This is a genomic window from Arthrobacter sp. alpha11c (assembly GCF_054149985.1).
Genome location: NZ_CP196747.1, coordinates 3,405,987 through 3,426,188 on the forward strand (window position 1 = coordinate 3,405,987; position 20,202 = coordinate 3,426,188).

Annotated in this window: 14 protein-coding genes; 3 read left to right on the forward strand and 11 right to left on the reverse strand. The window is 61.8% G+C overall.

Annotated features, from left to right (window positions below; all coding sequences use genetic code 11):
• Positions 1-131: 131 nt before the first annotated feature.
• Positions 132-2,753: a CLIPPER-2 domain-containing protein gene (locus tag ACTAQJ_RS15645; protein ID WP_498697448.1), complete on the reverse strand. Its 2,622-nt coding sequence runs from the start codon at positions 2,751-2,753 to the stop codon at positions 132-134.
• Between the two features lie 253 nt (positions 2,754-3,006).
• Here ACTAQJ_RS15645 and ACTAQJ_RS15650 point away from each other — a divergent pair, with 253 nt between their 5' ends.
• Entirely contained in the window at positions 3,007-3,759 is a 753-nt protein-coding gene (locus ACTAQJ_RS15650) for a hypothetical protein (RefSeq protein ID WP_498697450.1), read from the forward strand.
• Positions 3,760-3,942: 183 nt separating this feature from the next.
• On the opposite strand, the gene ACTAQJ_RS15655 is transcribed toward ACTAQJ_RS15650, so the two are convergent.
• Genes ACTAQJ_RS15655 through ACTAQJ_RS15670 form a run of 4 tightly spaced genes read right to left on the reverse strand, consistent with a single transcriptional unit; the run spans position 3,943 to position 9,270 of the window.
• Positions 3,943-5,784: an IucA/IucC family protein gene (locus ACTAQJ_RS15655; RefSeq protein WP_498697451.1), complete on the reverse strand. Its 1,842-nt coding sequence runs from the start codon at positions 5,782-5,784 to the stop codon at positions 3,943-3,945.
• A complete protein-coding gene (locus ACTAQJ_RS15660; protein WP_498697453.1) occupies positions 5,781-6,371 on the reverse strand; it encodes a GNAT family N-acetyltransferase in 591 nt (196 codons plus the stop codon). Before ACTAQJ_RS15660 ends, ACTAQJ_RS15655 begins: the two co-directional genes overlap by 4 nt.
• Positions 6,368-7,711 (reverse strand): lysine N(6)-hydroxylase/L-ornithine N(5)-oxygenase family protein, encoded by a 1,344-nt coding sequence (locus tag ACTAQJ_RS15665; RefSeq protein ID WP_498697455.1) that lies wholly within the window; start codon positions 7,709-7,711, stop codon positions 6,368-6,370. Before ACTAQJ_RS15665 ends, ACTAQJ_RS15660 begins: the two co-directional genes overlap by 4 nt.
• Entirely contained in the window at positions 7,708-9,270 is a 1,563-nt protein-coding gene (locus tag ACTAQJ_RS15670; protein ID WP_498697456.1) for a pyridoxal phosphate-dependent decarboxylase family protein, read from the reverse strand. Before ACTAQJ_RS15670 ends, ACTAQJ_RS15665 begins: the two co-directional genes overlap by 4 nt.
• A gap of 230 nt (positions 9,271-9,500) precedes the next feature.
• On the opposite strand from ACTAQJ_RS15670, the gene ACTAQJ_RS15675 reads away from it, so the two are divergent.
• Entirely contained in the window at positions 9,501-9,857 is a 357-nt protein-coding gene (locus ACTAQJ_RS15675; RefSeq protein WP_498697458.1) for a hypothetical protein, read from the forward strand.
• On the opposite strand, the gene ACTAQJ_RS15680 is transcribed toward ACTAQJ_RS15675, so the two are convergent.
• The 6 genes from ACTAQJ_RS15680 to ACTAQJ_RS15705 all read right to left on the reverse strand — a co-directional run bounded on the left by ACTAQJ_RS15680 (position 9,854) and on the right by ACTAQJ_RS15705 (position 19,006).
• The gene (locus ACTAQJ_RS15680; RefSeq protein WP_498697459.1) at positions 9,854-12,559 is read right to left on the reverse strand and encodes a CLIPPER-2 domain-containing protein; all 2,706 of its coding nucleotides are present in this window, start codon (positions 12,557-12,559) and stop codon (positions 9,854-9,856) included. The genes ACTAQJ_RS15675 and ACTAQJ_RS15680 overlap by 4 nt on opposite strands.
• Before the next feature lie 221 nt (positions 12,560-12,780).
• Positions 12,781-14,349, reverse strand: a complete 1,569-nt coding sequence (locus tag ACTAQJ_RS15685) for a sigma-70 family RNA polymerase sigma factor (RefSeq protein WP_498697461.1) — start codon at positions 14,347-14,349, stop codon at positions 12,781-12,783.
• A 171-nt stretch (positions 14,350-14,520) separates the two neighbouring features.
• Positions 14,521-14,877: a GNAT family N-acetyltransferase gene (locus ACTAQJ_RS15690; protein ID WP_431117533.1), complete on the reverse strand. Its 357-nt coding sequence runs from the start codon at positions 14,875-14,877 to the stop codon at positions 14,521-14,523.
• The gene (locus tag ACTAQJ_RS15695; RefSeq protein ID WP_498697463.1) at positions 14,874-16,289 is read right to left on the reverse strand and encodes an acyltransferase family protein; all 1,416 of its coding nucleotides are present in this window, start codon (positions 16,287-16,289) and stop codon (positions 14,874-14,876) included. Before ACTAQJ_RS15695 ends, ACTAQJ_RS15690 begins: the two co-directional genes overlap by 4 nt.
• Positions 16,290-16,379: 90 nt before the next feature.
• Positions 16,380-17,591 (reverse strand): M20 family metallopeptidase, encoded by a 1,212-nt coding sequence (locus ACTAQJ_RS15700; RefSeq protein ID WP_498697465.1) that lies wholly within the window; start codon positions 17,589-17,591, stop codon positions 16,380-16,382.
• Complete coding sequence (locus tag ACTAQJ_RS15705) at positions 17,588-19,006, reverse strand: MFS transporter (protein WP_498697467.1); 1,419 nt, start codon at positions 19,004-19,006, stop codon at positions 17,588-17,590. Before ACTAQJ_RS15705 ends, ACTAQJ_RS15700 begins: the two co-directional genes overlap by 4 nt.
• Before the next feature lie 125 nt (positions 19,007-19,131).
• Here ACTAQJ_RS15705 and ACTAQJ_RS15710 point away from each other — a divergent pair, with 125 nt between their 5' ends.
• A complete protein-coding gene (locus ACTAQJ_RS15710) occupies positions 19,132-20,151 on the forward strand; it encodes an Lrp/AsnC family transcriptional regulator (RefSeq protein WP_498697468.1) in 1,020 nt (339 codons plus the stop codon).
• Positions 20,152-20,202: the final 51 nt, after the last annotated feature.

The following is a 20,202-nucleotide window of genomic DNA, read 5'->3' on the forward strand; positions in this document are numbered from 1 at the left end:
TACTTGGAAATGGACATGCACCGCCCCACCCCGCAAACACGCGGCGGGGATTGGGGGGAACTCTTCTTCTAGGTAGTGACCGACTCGTGTCAGATACTGGCGGACTCGTGCCGGGTAGTAGTGGACGGGTGTCAGGTAGTGGTGGGCTCCTGCTGGCGGCGGCGGTTGGCGGCCAGGGCCAAGGCCAGGGCTCCCAGCAGCAGGGCGGATCCGGTGGTGGTGAAGGGCCACCAGCCGATGCCACCGGACTCGGGCAACTCCAATGCCGGCACGTCCCGGACCGTGAGGAGGAAAATCCCGTCACCGTCCGCGTCCGTGCTGGTCACGACCCCGCTACCGGCGCCTTGGCCCAGGGTGACGGCGCCGTTAGTGGCGATGGTGAATTTCACCGGTTCGGCCAGCAGGCTGAACCCGGCCGGGGCCGTGGTTTCCTTGAGCCAGTACGTTCCGGGCTGGATTCCTTCGAGTTGGAACCGGCCTGTTTGCCCGGCCACGGCAGTCACGGCCGGGCTTCCCAGCACGGCGCCGGGTGCGCCGTTGTTATCGGAGTGCACCGCCCAGGTGGACCCGGCCATCGGCACCCAGGTCCCTCCGGAGGACTCGCCGATCTTCTCGATCAAGACCTTGGCCGGGGTTCGGTGGGTGGTGGTGCAGTCAGGACCCGGGGCGCTGGAGCCTGGTGCGCAGGTCTGCGGTGCGGTGGTGGTCGCCGTGCCCGTCACCATGTTGACGAGCTCCTTGTTCCACGCGCCTGTCTTGACCACGACGCTGTACTTCAAGGTGGCCGTCTGCCCGGCCGGCAGGGTGAACGCCGCGGTGGCCAGCAGCGTGGAGGGCGGCACGGGGTTGGCCACCGCCACCGGGGCTCCGGCGCCGATCACCAGGGACGCTGAGCCGGACACGAACGTCGCGTCATCCAGGACCTCCGCCAGGTTGTCCTTCAGCACAACCCCGGTGATGGTGCCGCTGATACTGGTCGCGGTGACCGTGTACACGATGGTCTGCCCCGGGCTCACGGACCCATTCGCCGGAACCGACCCGTTCACCGTCGCCGTCTTCTTGATCTTCCACGCAGCAGGGGCCGTGACCTGCGCATCATCGACCGCCGTGACGGGCAAACCCAGGGGCGGGTTCCCGGTGACCTTCGCCGTGTTCGTCAACAACCCCGTGGTCACATCCGTCGCCGTGACCACATACGTCGCGGTCGCGGTCACCGACTGCCCCGGCAACAGCACACCCGGAAGGCCCGGCCAGGTATATGACAGGGGCGAGATGGTGCCCGTTCCGGAGAACTGGGTCTCGGTGATGACCACCGAGGTCAGCGTCACGTTTCCGGTGTTTTTCGCCACGAACGTGTACGTGGCGGTTTCGCCGGCCACCAGGATGGTCTTGTTCACCGTCTTCACCAGCGTGATCGCCGGGGCAGCCGAAGGCACAACAGTGAAGATGTAATCCTCCACCTCACCGGAATTCGACGCACCGATCGGAGACTGGATCTGCGTGGCGGTGTAGCCGATCCGGAACCGCGCATACGTCGTCCCCGCGCTCACCCCGGCAGGGACAACCCAGGTCAGCGTGGCCGTCGTGGCACCGGCCGCGAACGTGGCACACGCCCGCTCGGCAGTGTTGTCGAATTTTCCGTTCTTGTTGAAATCAATCCAGCCGCAGGTCGTGCCGGACTTGCTGGCCCCCTTGATCGCCACCGTTGTCGAGTAGCTGGTAGCGCCCTGTGTCATGGGTGCCAGGACCACGCCGTCGTCCATCAGGTCCTGGGCCGCCGTCACACCCGCATTCGGCGAGGCAGTGCCGTTGGCCACAGTCGCGTTATCCTCAGTCACGTTCGGCCCAAGGGTCACATCCGAGAGAACAGCCCGGGCCGCGTCGTTTTCGCCGAGGTTGTTTTGGTCATACGAGGCAGGCGCGTCACCGAAATCCTGCGGGACGGTCATCGCAATGACGAAGTTGTCCTGGTTGTGCTTCTGGTTGCCAGTCATGCTGTTCTCGGTGTACGGCGGGAGCGTACTGGTGGTCTGGACGAAGACCGCGCTGATATCGAAGGTCAGAGAGGTGACGATTCCGTTGATGCGGACCGACCCACATCCTGCTGTCTCCTGTGCGTCAAAAGGGTCGGGAACGTCGGTTTGAACGTTGGTTTGGCAGGACGTTCCGGCATTGTTGTTGGTAGTAGAGATGGCGTTGTTTGCCACCGAAAGGTTGGCGCCGGAGAGCTTGGTCATCGTCAGGCCTGGGGTTGCGAGGTTAAGGACGGCGCTCAACTGGGATTGTCGGTCAACAGTCCCGTTGTCAGTTTCATCCAAGTCGACCTCTCCGCCGAGGCCAGCGATGTTGAGTATGGGATTCCTCACCGGCTGACTGAAAGTGATGATGGCACTCCCCAAGCCGCTACAGGGGCCGGTTGCTGCGCAATTATTGACTGCGTGGGTGGCGAATTCGACGGCAGGGGCCCCGGTTCCTACGTCTTGTGAGAAATCAGAGGCCACATATCCACGGCTGCCCATCGTTGACTCGCCCACCATGTAGGTATAGCCCGACCGGATATAGGTGGTGGTCAGATTAGATCCAGGCATCGAAAGTGTGGCGATGGTACCGGGACCATTGAGGTTCGCCGGGGCGGTTGCGATCTCGTAAGCCTGAGCCGGTGTGCCAAAACCCACCGTCCCGAATGAAAGCCCTCCCACGACCACCATTAGCGCGGCAACGAACGCCGTAATCTTCCCAACCGGATACTTCAAGGGGTTCCTTCCAAAGAACAGTGACCCGGCCGACCCCTCAACCGACGAGCAAAACATTTACATCAAGAGAGACCATCCATTTGCGTCCGGCAGGGTTGGTCTCCAGTCAATGAGTGCAGCGTGGGAAAAGTTCATGCCGCAAAAAGGGAAAACTTTTTCTGGCCTGCGGATGGAACCATGTCCAAGCCAGAACGATGTCCAGTATTTGGACGAAATTGCGTCATGACTTCGCGATCAATGGCACTCATTGGACATGAAAGATCAACGCGCTCATCTAAAAATCGAAAGCAGGTCCTTGCAGCTCCGTGGGCGCTGGCAACAACGTAGTGAGCAGGCCGGATGGCTATTCCCGGGTGATTGGCTGGTTCCTGAGGTCGAGGACATGCTGAAGGCCCAAGCGGAGGGTGGTGAGCTGCACATGTCTGCCAAGAACCTCGGGGCTTCCCGCGCCTATCACGGCGTTGGAGTCCGCGAAACTATGCAGGATTTCAGTGCCTTTTTTGAAGCGGCAGGCGTGCCTGCTGATGACGGCTCTATGCGGGATCTCGTCGAGGGATGGGCAACGGAAAATGAACGCCTCGAGCCCTTCTCCTGCACCGATGTCTATACAGGACTTGCAACCATGGCGCACTTTGAACGGCTGATCCATGAAATGTCGCACCGCCCCAGCCCCCGACGGAGAAGCCACACGATAGCAACCCTTCATCTGGGATGGTCTGAAGGCGGCAAGCTGCTGAGCTGGGAAATGTTGGCCGAAATGGGACAGATATGCCGAGGGGAACTTGCGGCAGTGGAAGCCACTGCCGCCTATCATCGCGGAAGTATTCACACCATGATGACCCGCAAGCGGGAGAGCTACGAGGCATTGTTCCGCTGTCTGCAGCTCATCGACGGGCTACACATGGGCGTTGGGCGGCGGACGCTCGTGGAATTCTTGGATTTCCCCACCTCGCCGGCGGAATGCGACCGGGCAATCGCTGGCCTCCGCTACAGACGGTCAGCTTGATAAAAGGAAGCGCCACGGAATAGGAAAATGCCGCGAAGCCGTGCCCTTTTTCGCAACACGATTTAGCGGCAATTAGTACTACATAGGCGTGGCAGCTGCCTGGGGTCGGATCAGGCAGCTGCCACGAGGAGGCGCCACCGGATGAAGCAATTTTTCCCGGCGGCGCCTCCGCCAATTTTCCGCTTAAGCGAACTTTGCCAACGGATTGGCCAGGCGGCCAGCCATCTGCAACCCACCGGACGGATCGGAGATGTCCAGCATCTGCTGGTTGTTCCTCAGCTGCAGCCGGTTAAGGCAGGACAACTCGAAGTCCGCAGCGAACAAATCATGCATGGCGAATTGGTCCGCCAGTTCCGGATGCCGTTCCTGATATTCGCGAACCACGGCAGCGGCAGTTCCCCAGAACTCGTCTTCGCGCTGCGTCCCGTCCTCCACAAGGATGGCCCCGAGGAAACGGAAGATGCAGTCGAACACGTCAGTGAAGATCGCGAGGACCATTTCCTCGGCAGGGATCTCAGCCTTGATGCGGGAGACTTCCTCGGGCAAGTCCAGCCGGTCCCCCATGACCACAATTTCCTCGGCAATGTCCTTCATGATCGCCCGTACCGGCACGCCGTCCTCGAGGATCAGGATGGCATTCTCGCCGTGAGGCATGAACGCGAGCTCATACTCGTAGAGGCAGTGGATCAACGGTACGAGATAGGCCTCGAAGTACCGGCGAAGCCACTCGGTGGGGGCCAGGCCAGACCGCTGAATCAGGGCGGACACCACCGATTTTCCGGAGGAGTCCACGTGCAGCAAAGACGCCATGGTGGCCAGCTGCTGCCCTTCCTTGAGCAACGGCAACGGGCTCTCCCTCCACAGAGCTGAGAGCATCTTCCGGTATGGAGAGCCCTTGGCCGATGCAGCCTCGTAATAGTGGTTGTGGTAACCGATGGCCGCCGTTTCACGGATCATGGCCAGGCCCCGGTCCTGGAGCTCCTGGTCGTTGCCGATCAGTTCCTGCAGCCAATGGTTAATGGCCGGTGTTGCCTTCATGTATTCCGGGGAAAGGCCACGCATGAAGCCCATGTTCAGCACGGACATGGCCGTTTTGACGTACGCCTTCTTCGGTGAGGTGGTGTTGAAGAACGTACGGATGGACTGCTGCGCCTGATAGGAGTCCTCGCCGCTGCCCAGGTTTACGATGTGGCGCTGGGCGATTTCTGCCGCGAACGTCACGGTGAGCTTGTTGTCCCATTGCCAGGGGTGCACCGGCATGAGCAGGTAGTCCTCAGGATCAAGGCCGGAAGCGGCAAGTTCCGCGTTGAACCATGACAGAGTTGCAGCTCCAAGTTCGGCCTCAAAGTGCGTCCGGTAATCCAAGCCTGCACTGGACGTAAAGACGGCTCTACTGCGATGCACGGCGATCCACTGAAGCTTCACCACGGCACCGGTTTCCGGCGCGAACGCATGGTAATCGGCGATGCCGAAACCCAGCCGGCCGTTGTTTGCAACGAAGCATGGATGCCCCTCGGTCATGCTGTGCTCGATCGCCTGGAAATCGGCCGCCCGGTCCGTGCCGCGGGTGATGCCCGCCGCCAACTCGGCAGAGCTAAACCGCTTGCCCTGCTTGTAGGCGTGGCTGGCCAGCGTGCTGCTGATTTCCTCGAGATAGACGGGCAGCATCTCCTGGCGAATGGCCAGCGCCTCGTGGAACTCGGTAATGAAGTCCAAGGCATCCAGCGGCCGCTCCGCACCATCGCGGATTCGGACAATGGATTCCGGGAAGACAGACCAGTGTTCAAGCGCCAAGAGCCGCGCACGGAAGCGGTACTCAACGGTGGCGTCGTCGCTGACAACCTTGTACAGTCCGACGCCGGCGCCCTCCTCACGGATCAGCTCCGGTACCAGGATGCGCTCGTGGGAGAACTCGGCGATTGCCTTGCGGATCAAGTGCCTGTTGGCGGCGGCCCAGCGCTCCGGGGTCAGGTGGAAAACGGAATCAACAGCCGGAGCGGTCACGGTATCGAAAGTAGTGGTCACAGGGAATCTCCTCTGGTCGCCGCGGCGGGCGCGGCCAGAATCGGGGTCAGGGTTGCGAGGAAATCCTCGCGCGTGCAGAAGCTCAGGAGCCCCTGCTTGTGGTCTTCGGCAGGATCGATGGCGGGAAGGGTCACCACGCCGTGCGGGCGGAAGCCCACCTTCTGGTTCAGCACATGGATCTTGTGGTTACGGGCGTCAGGCTCGACGACGACGCGCTGGGCTGCGGGATCAGCGAACAGTTCCGTCATCACCGACTGCATGACGGCTGTGGCGTAACCGGGCTGCGGGTCGACACTGGGCGGAGACACCAGGAGGTGCATTCCCACGTCGCCGCTCTGGACCTCGTAAACGTCTGCCAACGGCGATGACTCGGGACGATACCGCTCCATCAGAAACGCGGGCACGCCGTCGTCGAGCCCCAGAAACGCCTGGTGGTGACCCGATTCGGCGATCCGCGAGTACTCCTCCACAACGTCCTCCTCGGTGGCCGAAACCATCCCCCAGAACCGGGCGTACTCCTGGCTTACCCAGCTGTGGAGGACCGGTGCGTCCGCTATGGGGTCGACTGGCCGGAATGTGAAGCTCATACAGCGGCCCCCACGGTGTTCGGAGCTGTTGAAGCAACCGGGGTTGGCGCGCCGAACTGCTGGAACGCGATGCTGCGCTCGATCGGATAGACCTCGCGGCCGGTGATTTCCCGCAGGATGCAGGAGTTGCGGTAAGCGGCCATGCCAAGGTCCGGCGTGACGAAACCGTGGGTGTGAAGCTCAGCGTTCTGGACGAAGATTTCGCCGGGTTCGACGCCGGTTCCATAGTTTCGTTCGACGTCGAAGCGGCCCTTGGCGTCGCGGCGGATCCGGTCCTGGATGCCGGCCAGGAAGGCGGGCTCCTTGTAGGTGTAGCCGGTGGCGAGAACCACGGCTTCGGACTCCAGTCTGTAATCGCGGCCGTGTTCTTCGTGGTGCAACTGCAGTGTGTGGGTGCCCATGGCCGGGTCCCATTCAGCGGCTGTCAGCGATGAGTGCGTGTGCAGCTGCGTATCCACCATGCCGGAAAGGCTCTTGGTGTACAGGAGATCGTAGATGTCGTCGATCAGGTCCGAGTTGATGCCCTTGTACAGGTTCTTCTGGCTCTTGATCAGGGAATCGCGCTGCTGCCCCGGCAGTGAGTGGAAGTAGTCCACGTACTCGGGCGAGGTCATCTCCAGCGTCAGCTTGGTGTACTCCAACGGGAAGAAGCGGCCCGAGCGGGTCACCCAATTGAGCTGGTAGCCGTACACGTCGATTTCCTGAAGGAGTTCGTAATAGAGCTCCGCGGCACTCTGGCCGCTACCGACGATGGTGATGCTGCGCTTGGACTGCAGCTCACTCTTCCTCGTCAGGTACTCGGCGTTGTGGAGGACAAGTCCACCGCCATCCACAATCCCTGCACAGGACTCCGGAAGGTACGGCGATGTGCCGGTTCCCAAGACCAACTTGCGGGCGCGAAGCACCTCAACCCCTTCCGGACCATGCACCGAAAGGCGGTACACGCCGTCGTCGTACGCCACTTCCAGCACATCTGTGCTAAAACGAACCGACTCAAGCTGGCCGGCCACCCACTGGCAGTACTGGTTGTATTCGGCGCGCAGGGGGTAGAAGCTTTCCCGGATGTAGAAGCGGTACAACCGTCCCGTCTGCTTGAGGAAGTTCAAAAACGAGTACGGCGACGTCGGATCGGCCAACGTGACGAGGTCAGCCATGAACGGGACCTGCAGGTGCGCGGGCTCCAACATCATGCCGGGGTGCCAGTCGAAGGATTCGCGACGTTCAAGGAAGACGCAGTCCAGGCCGTCAACCGGCTCGCTTAGCGCGGCGAGGCCCAGGTTGAAGGGCCCGACGCCGATGCCGGCGACGTCGTAAATCCTGCTGCTGCCTGGGGTGCTCATGCTGCAGCCTCCGTGGTGGTCGCGAGCAGGCTGGCGCCCGTCCGGCGGATAAGGTCGATGATTTCCTGAATATCCTTCAGGGAGGCCTCGGCGTTGAGGAGGGTTAATTTGAGGTAGTGGCGTCCGGCAACCTTGGTTCCGGCAATCACGGCTTCGCCCGAAGCAAAGACCGCTGCCCGAATGGCTGGATTGAGGACGTCTGCGGCGTCCTCGTCCAAGATCACGCCGTCAACGGCCGGGCGGTAGCGGAAGACCAAAGTGCTCAACTGGGGTGCCGCGGCGAGTTCGAAGTCTGCATCGTCGGCTAGCAGGACGCCTACGCGGCGGGCAAGGTCGATCGCTTCGTCGAACAGTGCACCAATGGCATCGGCGCCCATGATGCGCAGGGTGAGCCACAGCTTCAGGGCATCGAAGCGGCGCGTGGTCTGGATGCTCTTGTCCACCTGATTGGGAATTTCGGCCTTCGCGGCGCTCTCCGGATTCAGGTAGTCCGCGTAGTAGGTGACGTGGCGCATCATGGAGCCGTTGCGGACCAAGACCGCGCTGGAGCTGACGGGCTGGAAGAAGGTCTTGTGGAAGTCAATAGTGACGGAGTCGGCCAGGTGGATGCCATTCAGGAGGTGGCGGTAACGGCCGGAGACGATGAGGCCTCCACCATAGGCGCCGTCCACGTGCAGCCAGGAGTCGTAGGCTCGGACCAGCGCGGCCAGTTCAGAAAGTGGGTCGACCGAACCGAAGTCGGTAGTTCCGGCGGTGGCCACTACCGCCATGGGCACCAGGCCGGCGTCGTGCGCTTCCGCCAAAGCAGCCGCAAGCGCGGTGGGGTCCATGCGGTGATCGTCAGCCGTGGGCACGGAGATCACCGCATCGAAGCCGAGCCCGAGCATGGAAGCGGACTTCTGGATGCTGAAGTGGCTGTCTTCAGATGTGAAAATCCGGAGTCGGCCAAGGAGGTGCGGGAGGCGCGCGTCGCCGTTCGCGGCACGCAGCTTGGCCACGGCGTGGTTGCGGGCGATCAGCAGCGCCTGGAAGTTGGACTGGCTCCCGCCCGAGGTGAAGACACCATCAGCGGCGGCGTCAAAACCAATACGCGCGGCAGTCCAATCGATGAGCCGGCGCTCGATCATGGTGGCGCCGGCACTCTGGTCCCACGTATCCATGGAGGAATTCACGGCCGAAAGTACGGCTTCACCAACCAGTGCGGGGATGACCACCGGGCAGTTCAGGTGAGCCGCGTAACGGGCATCATGGAAGTAGATCGCGTCCTTGAGGTAGAGCTCGTCAAGCTCCTCAAGGGCAGCAGCCGTATCCGGCAGCGGACGTTCGAGGTCGACGCCACCAACGCGGGCCTTCAGTTCTGCATGCGCGACGCCGGTGAAGGGCCGGGCTGTGCGCTGGACTTTGGTGGAGACAGCATTGACTCCCTGAAGAACCTGAGCCACATAGTTGGGCGAATTTCGTGCGTTGAACAGCTGGTTTGTGGCAGCGAGGGCCAGTTCCACCCTGGAGCCAAAGTCCTGCTCCTGAGCGATCCGCTCTTCGACACTTGGTGACGTCACGTCAGCTTCCTTTCATCATTCGGCCTAGTTAGCAAAGGCAAGCCTTACTTAGGCTTGCCTTTTCGTCAAACTTTTGTGACCTATTTCGCCTGAGGACCGTACTCTCGCCGATTTTGGGGAAGAGGAAGCGTCATTGACTTTTATTGGAAGCTGAGGCCGTGGAGAATACCCCGGCACTTAGCGAAGAGCTGTAGAGTCAACGGCACCGAAACTCTACGGTTGGGGGACCAGTGGCTGACGACACACACGAGCGGATCGGATTCCGCGAGATCGATGAACACGGGAATGCGGTGCGGGCAGTGAGTCCACACGACCCGGAAGCCCCTGAAAGGGGACGCAGGCGAGTACTCGTGAACCCCTTCGTCGTTGCTCTTTGGGTGCTGAACGCTGGGTTGGTGTGGTTTTGCTTCTGGGCTTTCGAAGCCGTCGCGGCAATGACCGGCCCGACGGCGCCAAGTCCCTCAGCCCAGGTAAATTTTATGGTCCTGCAGTCGGTGCCCTACGTCATTCCGGGGACCATCCTGGTCACAGCCGCCCTGCTGTTCTGGCACGCTTGGCAATGGCAGAAGAAGCACGCCACTACCTAGACCTGCGGCTGACTCCGAACAGCTTTGCGGCGTCCCATAAGGAACAGGACGAGACCGGAAAGGATAAGCACGGCAACCGGCAGCAAGGTAAGAGTGACTCCCGTGGAGGCCAATGTCCCCTCTGATGAATTGGCACTGTTCACCGACTCGCTCTGTTCCGGAACAGAGCGATTCGGAACGGCCCGCGAAGGGGCCTCTCGTCCGGATTGAATTGCCAGCCGCTGGAAAGCCTCTTCGGTCTCCTTCTGCCCCGTCCGCGGGAATGCCACTGCGGTTGTGGCAGGATGCGTTGTTATCCGCCCACCTGCCGAGGCCTTCCCCGTAGCTGTTGCCGAGTTAGTGATGTTGCCTGCTTTGATGTCCCACCACGTGAGTTTGTAGCTTGCCGAAGCAGTCACACTTTCACCGGGCAGCAGTTCACCGGCGACTCCGGGCCACACGTAGATCAGTGCCCCGAGTCCCCGCACGTGATCGTCAATGAAGACGGCCTTGAGGGCGGTGTTTCCGGCGTTCTTCGCACTGAAGTTATATGTGATGACCTGGCCCACCTGAGCGGGATCTCCCACCGCAGAGGCATCCGCGGTCGTGGAGAATTCCAGGCGCGCATCCGGTGACAACGGTGTATCTGTAGTCACTGGCAACGAGGCCGTGAGGCCGCCGTCGCCTGGAACGCCGGCGAGCGCAGCGGAGTTGGCGACCCTACCGGCGTCGAGGTCTGTTTGGGTAATCCTGTAGGCAGCAACAGCGGCCAGTGTTTGACCCGGTAGCAGCTGGCCAGGGAGTCCGGGCCAGGAGTATGCCAACTTGGGGAGCCCGGCAAGGGTGTTGTTGATGACCACATCCGTCAGCGGCACGTTTCCACTGTTGGTTGCCGCAAAGCTGTAGCGGACCACATCCCCCACCTGCGCTGGCGAGTGGACAGCGGAGGCATCAGCGCCGTGAGTAAACCCGAGGCCTGGAAGGGGCGCAGCGGTGCCGGTCAAAATGCACGTGATGTCTGCGCCAGCAACGGGTGTAAGTGCAAACGGCCCGTCAACCGCCGCTCCCGCAGGCAAATTCGGCTGCAGGCCAGCCGCGTCCGTACAGGTGATGTTCCGGTGGTAATTGGACGGGATGCCGCCTGCTTCGGTGAGGTAGTAGGTAGTGCCTGCGTCGGCCGCAGTCTGACCTGTGACACCAGTACCTGCTGCGATGCCTGCCACAGATCCTGACGTAGTTGAGTGACTAATGGCATTCACCACGGGACCGGTAGGAGACCCCGCACGGATCTCCATGGTGAATTGGTCGGAGAGGGCAGCGCGGGCTGTGGTCAGCGCCTTGCCCAGCGTAATCCGGGGAGCCCGGACCACAAGGGAAACCGCTGCAGGAGGGTTCAAGTTAGTTGCAATGTCCGTGGATGCGCTGGAGTACGTGCCCTCGGCCGAAACTGTCACGTCCACCAGGACGGTGCACGAAGTCTGCCCCCGACGGAGATCGCCGCCGGAAATCGAGAGGGTTCCGCTGCCCGCATCTGCCGAGCGAAGGAAGGGGTCGGTTCCGGGAACCTGAACGCACGTTCCCCCGATGTTCGGATTCCCGGCGATCGTCAGTCCGGAAGGAAGCGCCTGATTGATGGACCAGTCATGCTTCGCGTTGAGCTCGCTGGTATTGGTGACGGTGAGAGTGAGAGTGGATATCCCGCCGGGCCCCACCACCGAGGGCGTGAAGGATTGCTTCAATTGCGGAGTCACGTCCATCAGGCGCACATCGTCAAAGGCGCCATCGTTCCCGTTGGTGGCGCCGTTGTTGTTCCACATTTCAAGCCCCAGGGAATTGCCAGTGGCTTGGATCGCCGTGTTCGACGTCATCGAGTTGATGTTGACGGTCCTGGTGACAGTTCCGGGGGTTTCGCCGACGTCGCTGGTGACTTTTTGCTGGAATGAGTCCACGTTGGGATCGTCCGAGGTTTGGCACCCGTTGAGTGGGGTCCCGATGGGTGTGGCTGTCCCGTCGCTGTCAACGGTGGCGAACTGATAGGACGGATCGCCCCCAGCCAGGCCGCAATTCATGTACGCCGTGTTGAGGCCAAAAGTGTAATAGTGACCCGCTGTCACCGGGATTGGGCGGGTGGTCCTGAACATCACCCCATCAGTGGGCCCTGAAGGGATGGAATCGCACACCGATCCACTGGAGCTGGTGGAGGGGCATTCAGTGTAAGAGCTGTTGACGTGATTAGTGGTGGGAGAAGCCGGGGTGAATTGTTGCCCCATGGCCAAGGCCAACATGCGCATGTACTGATAGCTGCGGATATCCGCGAGCTCGGCACACCTGTTGTTTCTGCCTTCGGCCACAGTTCCGGACTGCGCCCATGTAGGGGTGGTCGAATTCCGGTAGCTCAGGATGACGCCATTGCACCGGGCAGCGTCGATCCAGGCTGGAGATCCTGTGTACGCCTGGCCGCCCTTGCCAACGTACTGCTTTGACCCGGGAGCGGAGTAAGACTGCGCGCCAAGGGCGGAGTTGGGGCTACCGTGCTCGAAATTCTCCGAAAACACCACAGTGCCAGGCTGGGTAGCATCGGGCGTCGAGGATGTTGAGGGCGTAGGTGGCTTTGACGGCGTTGTCGCCTGCGCAGGAGAAAGTTGAAGGCCGCCCAGCGCCAAAGTAGCAGTGAGGGTGGATAGAAGTATCACCAAAGTTCTGGCCAGGAGAGAATTCTTCACGGCTGTTGCTTATCTTTCCATCGTCCCCAAGCGCCCCAGGCTCAAGTCCCAGGCAGTTGCGCTTGGTGCTTCCGCTTCCAAGGAAGCCGATGCGCACAGATATTGTCAGCCTCTTAGTGTTGGCTAAGGGCGAATCGTGACGGCGAAAACGGAAAAAGATTCAGGCTCTTTTCGAGCAGGCTCGGCGCTGGGATCGGCTGGCGAAAGGCAGTGGTCAGCGCCTAATGAAAACTGCTGGCGAAGGACTTGGTAAGGATGTGTTGGCCGCCGAACTGATAGTTCAGTGTGCTGCCTGCTTCCGGATTCCGAAGGGAAACGCCCAGCTTGAATGCCAGGCTGGCTGGCTCGATGGACGTCGTGGTGCAGCGGATCAACCGACTGTCCGCAGCGGGATCCGAGCACGACCATCCGGACGGTGCCGAGAATTTCCCCGGGATGAACGTGGCATTCTCCGGCAGGCTGAAGGTTGTTTCACCGGAGCTTTGTACCGAGTCTCCAAGCAGTGAAAAGCCCACACTGATATCGCGCTCGAGTAGCCCGCCGCCGGCTTCCATGCCAAAAACAGCGTCCACCGTCTGTGACGGGGCAGCCGTTGAAGGCGCGGCCTCGGTGGTTGAGGACACCGTCCCCGAGTTCGTGACAACTGCTGCCCGCTGCCTGGCAATTTCCTCCGATACAGGGTGCGGCCGAACCTCTACGGGTGCAAAAGGTTGCGGCAACTGCACCGCTGACTGAGCTGGGGACGGCACGACGGGCAGGTCCGTTGTGGGGCTGGACGCCGAGGGTGACGCAGAGGTGCTTGGAGCATCGCTTGCGTTATTTACCTCGGCACCGGACTGCCCGAACCACGCGACCAGACCAAAAATCGCCACCCCTGCAGCGACAGCCGCAGCAACAGCAACCTTCCACACGTGGCGCAGGGATCGAATGCTTGCAGGTCCCTCCCCTGTGAGGCCGGAAGGGCTCGATGCCGAGAGCAGTCCCGCAGCCGCGCCAGGAGTCAACGCGATCCCCGTCACCAGGGGGAAGAGAGCCGCCCGCATGGCACCTTGGATGTGGTTGAGTTCAAACAGCAGTGCTGTGCACTTTGAGCAGGTCTCCAGATGCGCGCTGACCTTTTCGCTTGAGGTCCGTTTCAGCGCGTTCCGTGCATATTTGCCCAACTGGCCGGAATACTCCGAACACTCATCGTCAGGAGCAAGCACCACGTGGCTTTGCAAATACGCCTGACGCAGTCCCTCCCTTGCCCGGATGAGCAACGATGACACTCCATTGGGGCTGACACCTATGAACGGCGCAGCTGCGGCCGGCTTCATGCCCTCAATATCCACATGCCAGAGCACCGCTTGCCAGCGTTCGGGAAGGGACTTGAACGCCGTCGCTACGGCCGAGGATTCAAACTCCCTCAAGATGGGGTCGGCGTCGACGACGGCGGTATCCAGCATGGCGTCGTCCGGGGCAGACTGGGTGAGCCTGGCTTTCCGGTTCCGCGCATGCGCTGTCCGCTGCACGACTGTCAGCAGGTAGGCGCGAAAGAACTCCCGTGGTCCTTTACCGCTGCTAAGGGCCTGGAACACTGATGCGAATGCCTCGGCGACGATGTCGTCGGCGTCACTCGGGTTATCCGTATTCGCCCGCGCAACGTATTGCGCAGCAGCAAGATGCCGTCGGTACAACGAGTCAAAGGCCTCGGTGTCACCTCCTCGGACCGCCGCAATGATTTCCTGATCGCTGACTGGTCCAGCGGTGATGGTTCCGCCGCTGGAACCAGTATCAAAATCGCTCCCCATAGGCCCAGTGTGACAGCAAAATCCGAGATGACTTGAATCGCAGGGTACTGAGGACTAAAGGGTCAAACTACTTGAAATTTCTGCGACACGATCCGGCAGGAAGGCGCACTAATCAGTTGGGAGGAGTCGTGTATCGGCTGCCCAACAGGCGTCAGGATGGACCCGGGAACCTTACTCGTTGTCCGGTTCGCCTACAGGTTTCTCGGCGGGCCAGTCGACGTCCTGCTCGTAGCCCTCATGCTTCTGCAGGTATGCCGCGATGTACGGGCAATGCGGAATGATGCGCTTGCCGGATGCCACCACATCATCCAAGGCAAAATGTGCCAACACCTTGGCCAGCCCTTGGCCTTTGAACTGTGACTTTGTCTCGGTATGGGTGAAATCGATGTGACCGGGCCTATCGATGAATTGGGAAATCACCGCCAACTCCCCGTCTACGCGGAGTTCATAGCGATGGAATTTGTCGTTTCGAACTGTGGTGACACCAGCGCGGAACGAGTCTGCCAATGATTCAGTGTGCTCGGTCATGATTCGAGATTGGCACGTAAACCCTGCGCTGGCAATGTGGACCGCTTTCCCCCGCGCGTTGGCGTCCCGTCCACCCCGGACGGCGGCAGCACCGGCGTCGGGACCCTGCCAAGCAGCAGGACTGCGAGCGCGAAGCATGCGGCTCCCCCACCCAGGAGCGCCAGCGTCAGGCCATTGAATGCGGCATCTGCAACCGGGACAAGAACCACGACGGCGGCGGTAACCACAGCGGTGCGCGAGGGACCCCGCGCGTGGCTGGCCGCCGTCGGACGGTTCTCCAGGCGACCAAGGAGCAGCACGACCGGCAGCAGCAGGGCTACGACGGCGAAGAAGACGGGAATGCGTCCCCACCACCATTCCGCTGTGCCGTCGGCCGGTTTGGGAAAGTCGGTGAGCAACAAGAGTCCGGACATGCCCACCAGGAGAGGAAGATGCCAGAGGTAAACGGTCATGGACCGGCGCCCCGCCACCGCGATAATCGTCTGGACCCAGCGGACAGAGGCGATCCAGCGGATGCCTTTGCCCAGAAGTTGGAGGGTGGCAGTCTGTGAAATCGCCAGCAGAAGCAGGCAAAAGTTGGGTGGGTTGATGTTCACCACCATGTTGCCCGGATATACGCCCACGCCGGTCACCAGCCCGAGCAACACGTTGCTGACTATGATCGCCCCTACCAGCCAGGTTCTGCTGCGATGCTCAAAAAAGCCGTCGGCCATGAAGAAGCCGAGCTGCTGGACTGCGCACCAGACAAACACCATGTTGACGAAGGCAAGAACCGGGACAGCGCCGCGGAGGGAATCGACGGTAATGATCAGCGCCACGAGGAGGCCCAACGTCGGGAGCGGGGCGCGTTGATGAAGCCTGGCCATGAGCGGGATGCTGACCTGTGCTGTGAGGTACGCGGCCAGGAACCACAGGGGCATCGCGGCACCGGTGGTCATCAACTGGATCACCTGTGGATCAACGCCGAGGAGCAGGGCCGCCCAAAGCCCCGCCCACATCACGGCGAGCAGGGCCATGGCGGGGCGGACCAGGCGAAGGAGTCGCAGCTGGGCGAAGTCGAAGCTTGTGCCGCCGCGTGCTTTCAGGCGTCGCCACGACTGCAACCCGGTGACGCCACCGAGGACGAAGAACAACGGGACGATCATGAGCACCCAAACCACCGGCGTGAACCAGCCTTGCTCCATGAGCGTGTTTCCCGTGGTGACTTTCCCGTCCCTGTGCAGAACGGGACTGACCATCATGCAGTGGGCCGCGACCACCAGGAGCAGGCAGATGAAACGGACAAGGTCGATCGCTGGATCACGCCGCCCCGGGGGTTGAGGTGGCACAGTCGGTTCCGGCTGCACAGCTGAGGCTCCCGGCACAGCCGTGCTCCGGCTGGCGGGAGGATGAACCGGTTTTGCCCGCTGCATGGCCCTCCCTACGACTACACGCCCCTGCGTGTTGACTCCATTGTCCGCCCCGGGTGCCGTGCGGACCAGCGGTGCTGGCGTTGGCAGGTGCTAGTGGCGCGGCCTGGTCAGTAACCGCCTCCGTTCCTCCGGGTCCAAGGCGCCAGCGCATGCGGCCGCGGCCAGGCCGAACGATCCGTCAAGTACTGCCTTGTCGGCGCCAACCGAAGCGCCAAAGGCGGCGAATTCGGCTGTGTGATGGGCTGCGCCACGAACGTCGTAGCCAACCATCGGGTGGATGGTTGGCACCAGTTGGGAGACATTCCCCATGTCCGTTGAGGCCACGGGATCGGCATTGAAGACAACGTCCCGTCCGATGGCCGTCATGGCTGCGCGGTAGGCATGCGATAGGAACGGGTCTTGTCGGAGTTCGGCGTAGTCATTGCCGGTTGGCGTGACTTCCAGGGTGCAACCGCTGGCGTGGGCGCCTGCTTCGAGGCAGCGCCGGACCTTGTCCTGGATGATTCGCAGCTTCTCGATGCTCGGAGCCCGCATCTCAACGCTCGCCCGTGCACGCTCGGGGATAACGTTGACGGCGCTTCCACCTTCGGTGACGATCAGCGAAATGATCGATCCGATCGGGAGCTGTTGCCTTGCCAGCGCAATGGCCGTCTGCGCGACGACAAGTGCGTCCAGGGCGTTGACTCCTTCCATCGGGGCAGCAGCGGCGTGGGCCGGCCTGCCCTCGAACAACACGTCCCACATGGACATCGCCAACGACGAACCTCCTACTACGTCAGCCGCACCGGCGTGAACCATCATCGCCAGCGAGACGTCCTCGAAGAAGCCTTCCGCGATCAGGTCCACTTTGCCGCCGGTGGTCTCCTCCGCCGGCGTTCCGAGCACTTTGACGGTGATGCCGAGCTCGTCGGCCACCGCAGCCAGGGCCAGCGCCGCCCCCACAGCACTGGCAGCATTGACGTTGTGCCCGCAGGCGTGGCCAATGTCCGGCAGGGCGTCATACTCAACGCAGAGGGCCACCACCAATTCACCGCTTCCGTAGCTCGCGCTCAACGCGGTGGCCTGCAGTGGCTGGCGATCATCGAAGCGGAAGCCAGCGGTACGGAGAAGCCGCCTGATGCGCTTGACGGCACGGAACTCCTGGCCGCCGAGCTCCGGATCGGCGTGAATGGCGTGGCTGAGGTCCAGCAGGTCCGGTTTCCAGCGCTCTGTGGCGGTCTTCAGCGCGGCCTCGATGTCGCCTTGGGATACGCGTACGACGGCGCCGCCGCGGCTCTTGCTGTTAAGACCAGCGGCGATCATGCGGACACCTCGGCGTTCTCGCGCTTCGGGTAGCGGGCGCTTGCCGTGGCCGCGATCAGTGCGGCCACTGCCAAGACTCCCCAGATGGAAAGAAGCCCGGCCTCGGTGATGCGGCCGGATTCGACGGATGCGGAGGAGATCAGCTTCACCACGGCCGCACCCACCGCGATCCCTACAGACAACGCGAGCTCATTGAGTCCGGCCGCAGTTGAAGTTTCCTCCAATGGGACGCCTTCCACGGACAATGAGCGGGTCCCGGCCTGGTACATCCCCAGGCTTAGGTTGAACATGGCGAAGCCCACGCAGTAACCGGACAAAGTCCCGTGCGCCAGGATCATGACCAGGAAACCGCATGCCAGGAGGACGCCGGCAAAGACGAGCGTGGCCCGCTCACCGAATTTTCGCAAAACCCGGGCCGTGAGCAGCGAGGACACAAGCGAGAGAACGGAGGCCAAGGCCAGGACAATGGCGATCATCAAGGGGCTCAGGGCAAATCCGTAGCCCGTCTTGTCGGGATTGGAGTGCAGGAATATCCCGTTGGTGCCGAAGTAGCTGATGGACGCGAAGCCAAAGAAGAACGTGGCCACGGAAATGGCGCGGATCCGTGCATTGGCCAGCATGCGAAGATCCATGAACCGGCTGCCATGGGCCCCGCTGTAGTCGCGCTTTGCCCAGTAGGCCAGCATGGCGAGCCCCACCAAGCCGGCAGCCATCGTGCGGGCGTCGAGCCAGCCCCATTCAGGCGCCATTGAGAGTGCCACCACGAAACCAATCAGCCCTAGGGAGCAGGCCAGAAGCGGGACCAAAGCGATGCCCTCACGAGTGGGGACCCCGGCGTCGGGCAGTACGAAGGAACAGACGAAAGCGATCACCGCGAACGGAACGGCAACCCAGAATCCAAGCGTCGGATCGGTGACGCCGACGATTCCTGCAAGCAGCCCGCCGGCTCCCACCATGATCATGAGCATCCCGATCATGACGCTCACGCCAGTGCGCGTGTGTCCAGGGCTGCTAACGCGCAGGATGCCCATCATGAGGGGGATGAAGCCCACCACGCAGGTAAGCATGACCACACCAATCGTCACCGTCCACAGCGAGGGCCACAACGCCATCTGAAGCACTCCGAGCGTCACCACACCTGTGGACCAGCGCAGCACCAGCCTGTATCCATAGCTGTCGCCGAGCCTTGAAATGATCGGGGTGAGGACCGCAAAGCTCACGTTGGAGATCAGGAAGATGCCGTTGATGGTCGGATCGTCAATGTCGAAGACGGGTCCGAGCGCGGGAAGGATGGGGTTCAGGTAGCCCTGAGTGACTCCGCTCAATGATTCAATCAATGCCATCGCGAGAATCATTCCCGCAATGGCCCGGCGCGTCGTTCCTGACGCCGCCGCTGGTGCTGTCCTGCTTGCCATGTGCTTCCTTGTGGTCTTGGGGCCGTTTAAGGTGGGCCGCCCGATTAGTGATGCGAGTCACGACGATATGGCCGTCGCCTAGACTGATCTCGAAATCGTTTGAAATACACATCAGATGGGCGAAAGTGAACGAATCAGCCATAATTTCCGAGCTAGACCTCGAAATTGTGAATGCTCTCCAAATCAATCCACGGGCCGAATGGAGCCGGATTGCAGACGCCCTTGGCCTGTCCGCCCCCACCGTGGCCAGGCGATGGAACGCCCTCGCCAGCCAGGGCCAGGCTTGGATCACCCCTGCACCTGGCCAGCGCTATCTCAGCGCTGGGTGGTCTGCGTTTATCCATTTGTCATCCTCGCCCAGCGAGAGTGAGGCCCTGATCGAACGGCTGTGCGCCGAGCCTGCATTCGCCACCGTTTCTTTGGTGACGGGCTCGCACGACCTCTTCATGGATTGCTTTGCGTCCAGCCATCAGGAGCTGATGGATATCGTCACCGGCGCCTTTCCGAAGCTGCCCGGCGTCACACACCGTGAGGTCGTTTTCGTCACCAAGCTTTATCGGCAGGCCTCAGAATGGCGCAGCGGCACGCTGGAACCGGCGCGCGCCAGGCTCGTGTCCGCGGAGCCCCTGCCCGAGCACCCCGCTTACGCCCCGGACAGACTCGATGCAGCATTATTGGAAGAGCTCGCCAAGGATGGCAGGGCAAGTTGGGCCGAGTTGGGTGCCGCCTGCCACGTCTCGCCCCAAACAGCCCGCCGGCGTGTCGAACGGTTCCTGGCGACCGGCTACATCACGCTGAGATGCGATTCGTCCACGTCCGCCCAGCAGGGACTCCGGGAAGTGACGCTTGTCCTGAACGTTCCAGCCCAGTACGTTGACGGCGTCGGACGCTTCTTCGCTGCCTTGCCCAACTGCCGGCTTAGTGCCCAAGTCCTTGGCGCACAGAACCTGCTGGTCACCCTGTGGGTCCGCGACTATCTGGAAGTCCAAGCCTATGAACGCGAACTGGCAGAGCGAGCCCCGGGAAGCGCGGTCATCTCCAGGCAGGCGGTAGTTCGGACTTTCAAGCGGCTCGGCCATGTCCTTGACCAAGCAGGTCGCAGCCGCAGCGTTGTGCCCCTTCCTCTCTGGAGGGAATCTTCCTAAGCGTTATCCACAACGGCTCATCGTGCTCTGGACGGAATGGCGAAACACCGG

Excerpts from the sequence above, each read along its gene's own strand:
- ACTAQJ_RS15705 (WP_498697467.1), bottom strand. The coding sequence starts at position 19,006 with ATGGCAAGCAGGACAGCACCAGCGGCGGCGTCAGGAACGACGCGCCGG.
- ACTAQJ_RS15665 (WP_498697455.1), bottom strand. The coding sequence starts at position 7,711 with ATGAGCACCCCAGGCAGCAGCAGGATTTACGACGTCGCCGGCATCGGC.
- ACTAQJ_RS15685 (WP_498697461.1), bottom strand. The coding sequence starts at position 14,349 with ATGGGGAGCGATTTTGATACTGGTTCCAGCGGCGGAACCATCACCGCT.
- ACTAQJ_RS15660 (WP_498697453.1), bottom strand. The coding sequence starts at position 6,371 with ATGAGCTTCACATTCCGGCCAGTCGACCCCATAGCGGACGCACCGGTC.
- ACTAQJ_RS15690 (WP_431117533.1), bottom strand. The coding sequence starts at position 14,877 with ATGACCGAGCACACTGAATCATTGGCAGACTCGTTCCGCGCTGGTGTC.
- ACTAQJ_RS15695 (WP_498697463.1), bottom strand. The coding sequence starts at position 16,289 with ATGCAGCGGGCAAAACCGGTTCATCCTCCCGCCAGCCGGAGCACGGCT.
- ACTAQJ_RS15700 (WP_498697465.1), bottom strand. The coding sequence starts at position 17,591 with ATGATCGCCGCTGGTCTTAACAGCAAGAGCCGCGGCGGCGCCGTCGTA.
- ACTAQJ_RS15650 (WP_498697450.1), top strand. The coding sequence starts at position 3,007 with ATGAAAGATCAACGCGCTCATCTAAAAATCGAAAGCAGGTCCTTGCAG.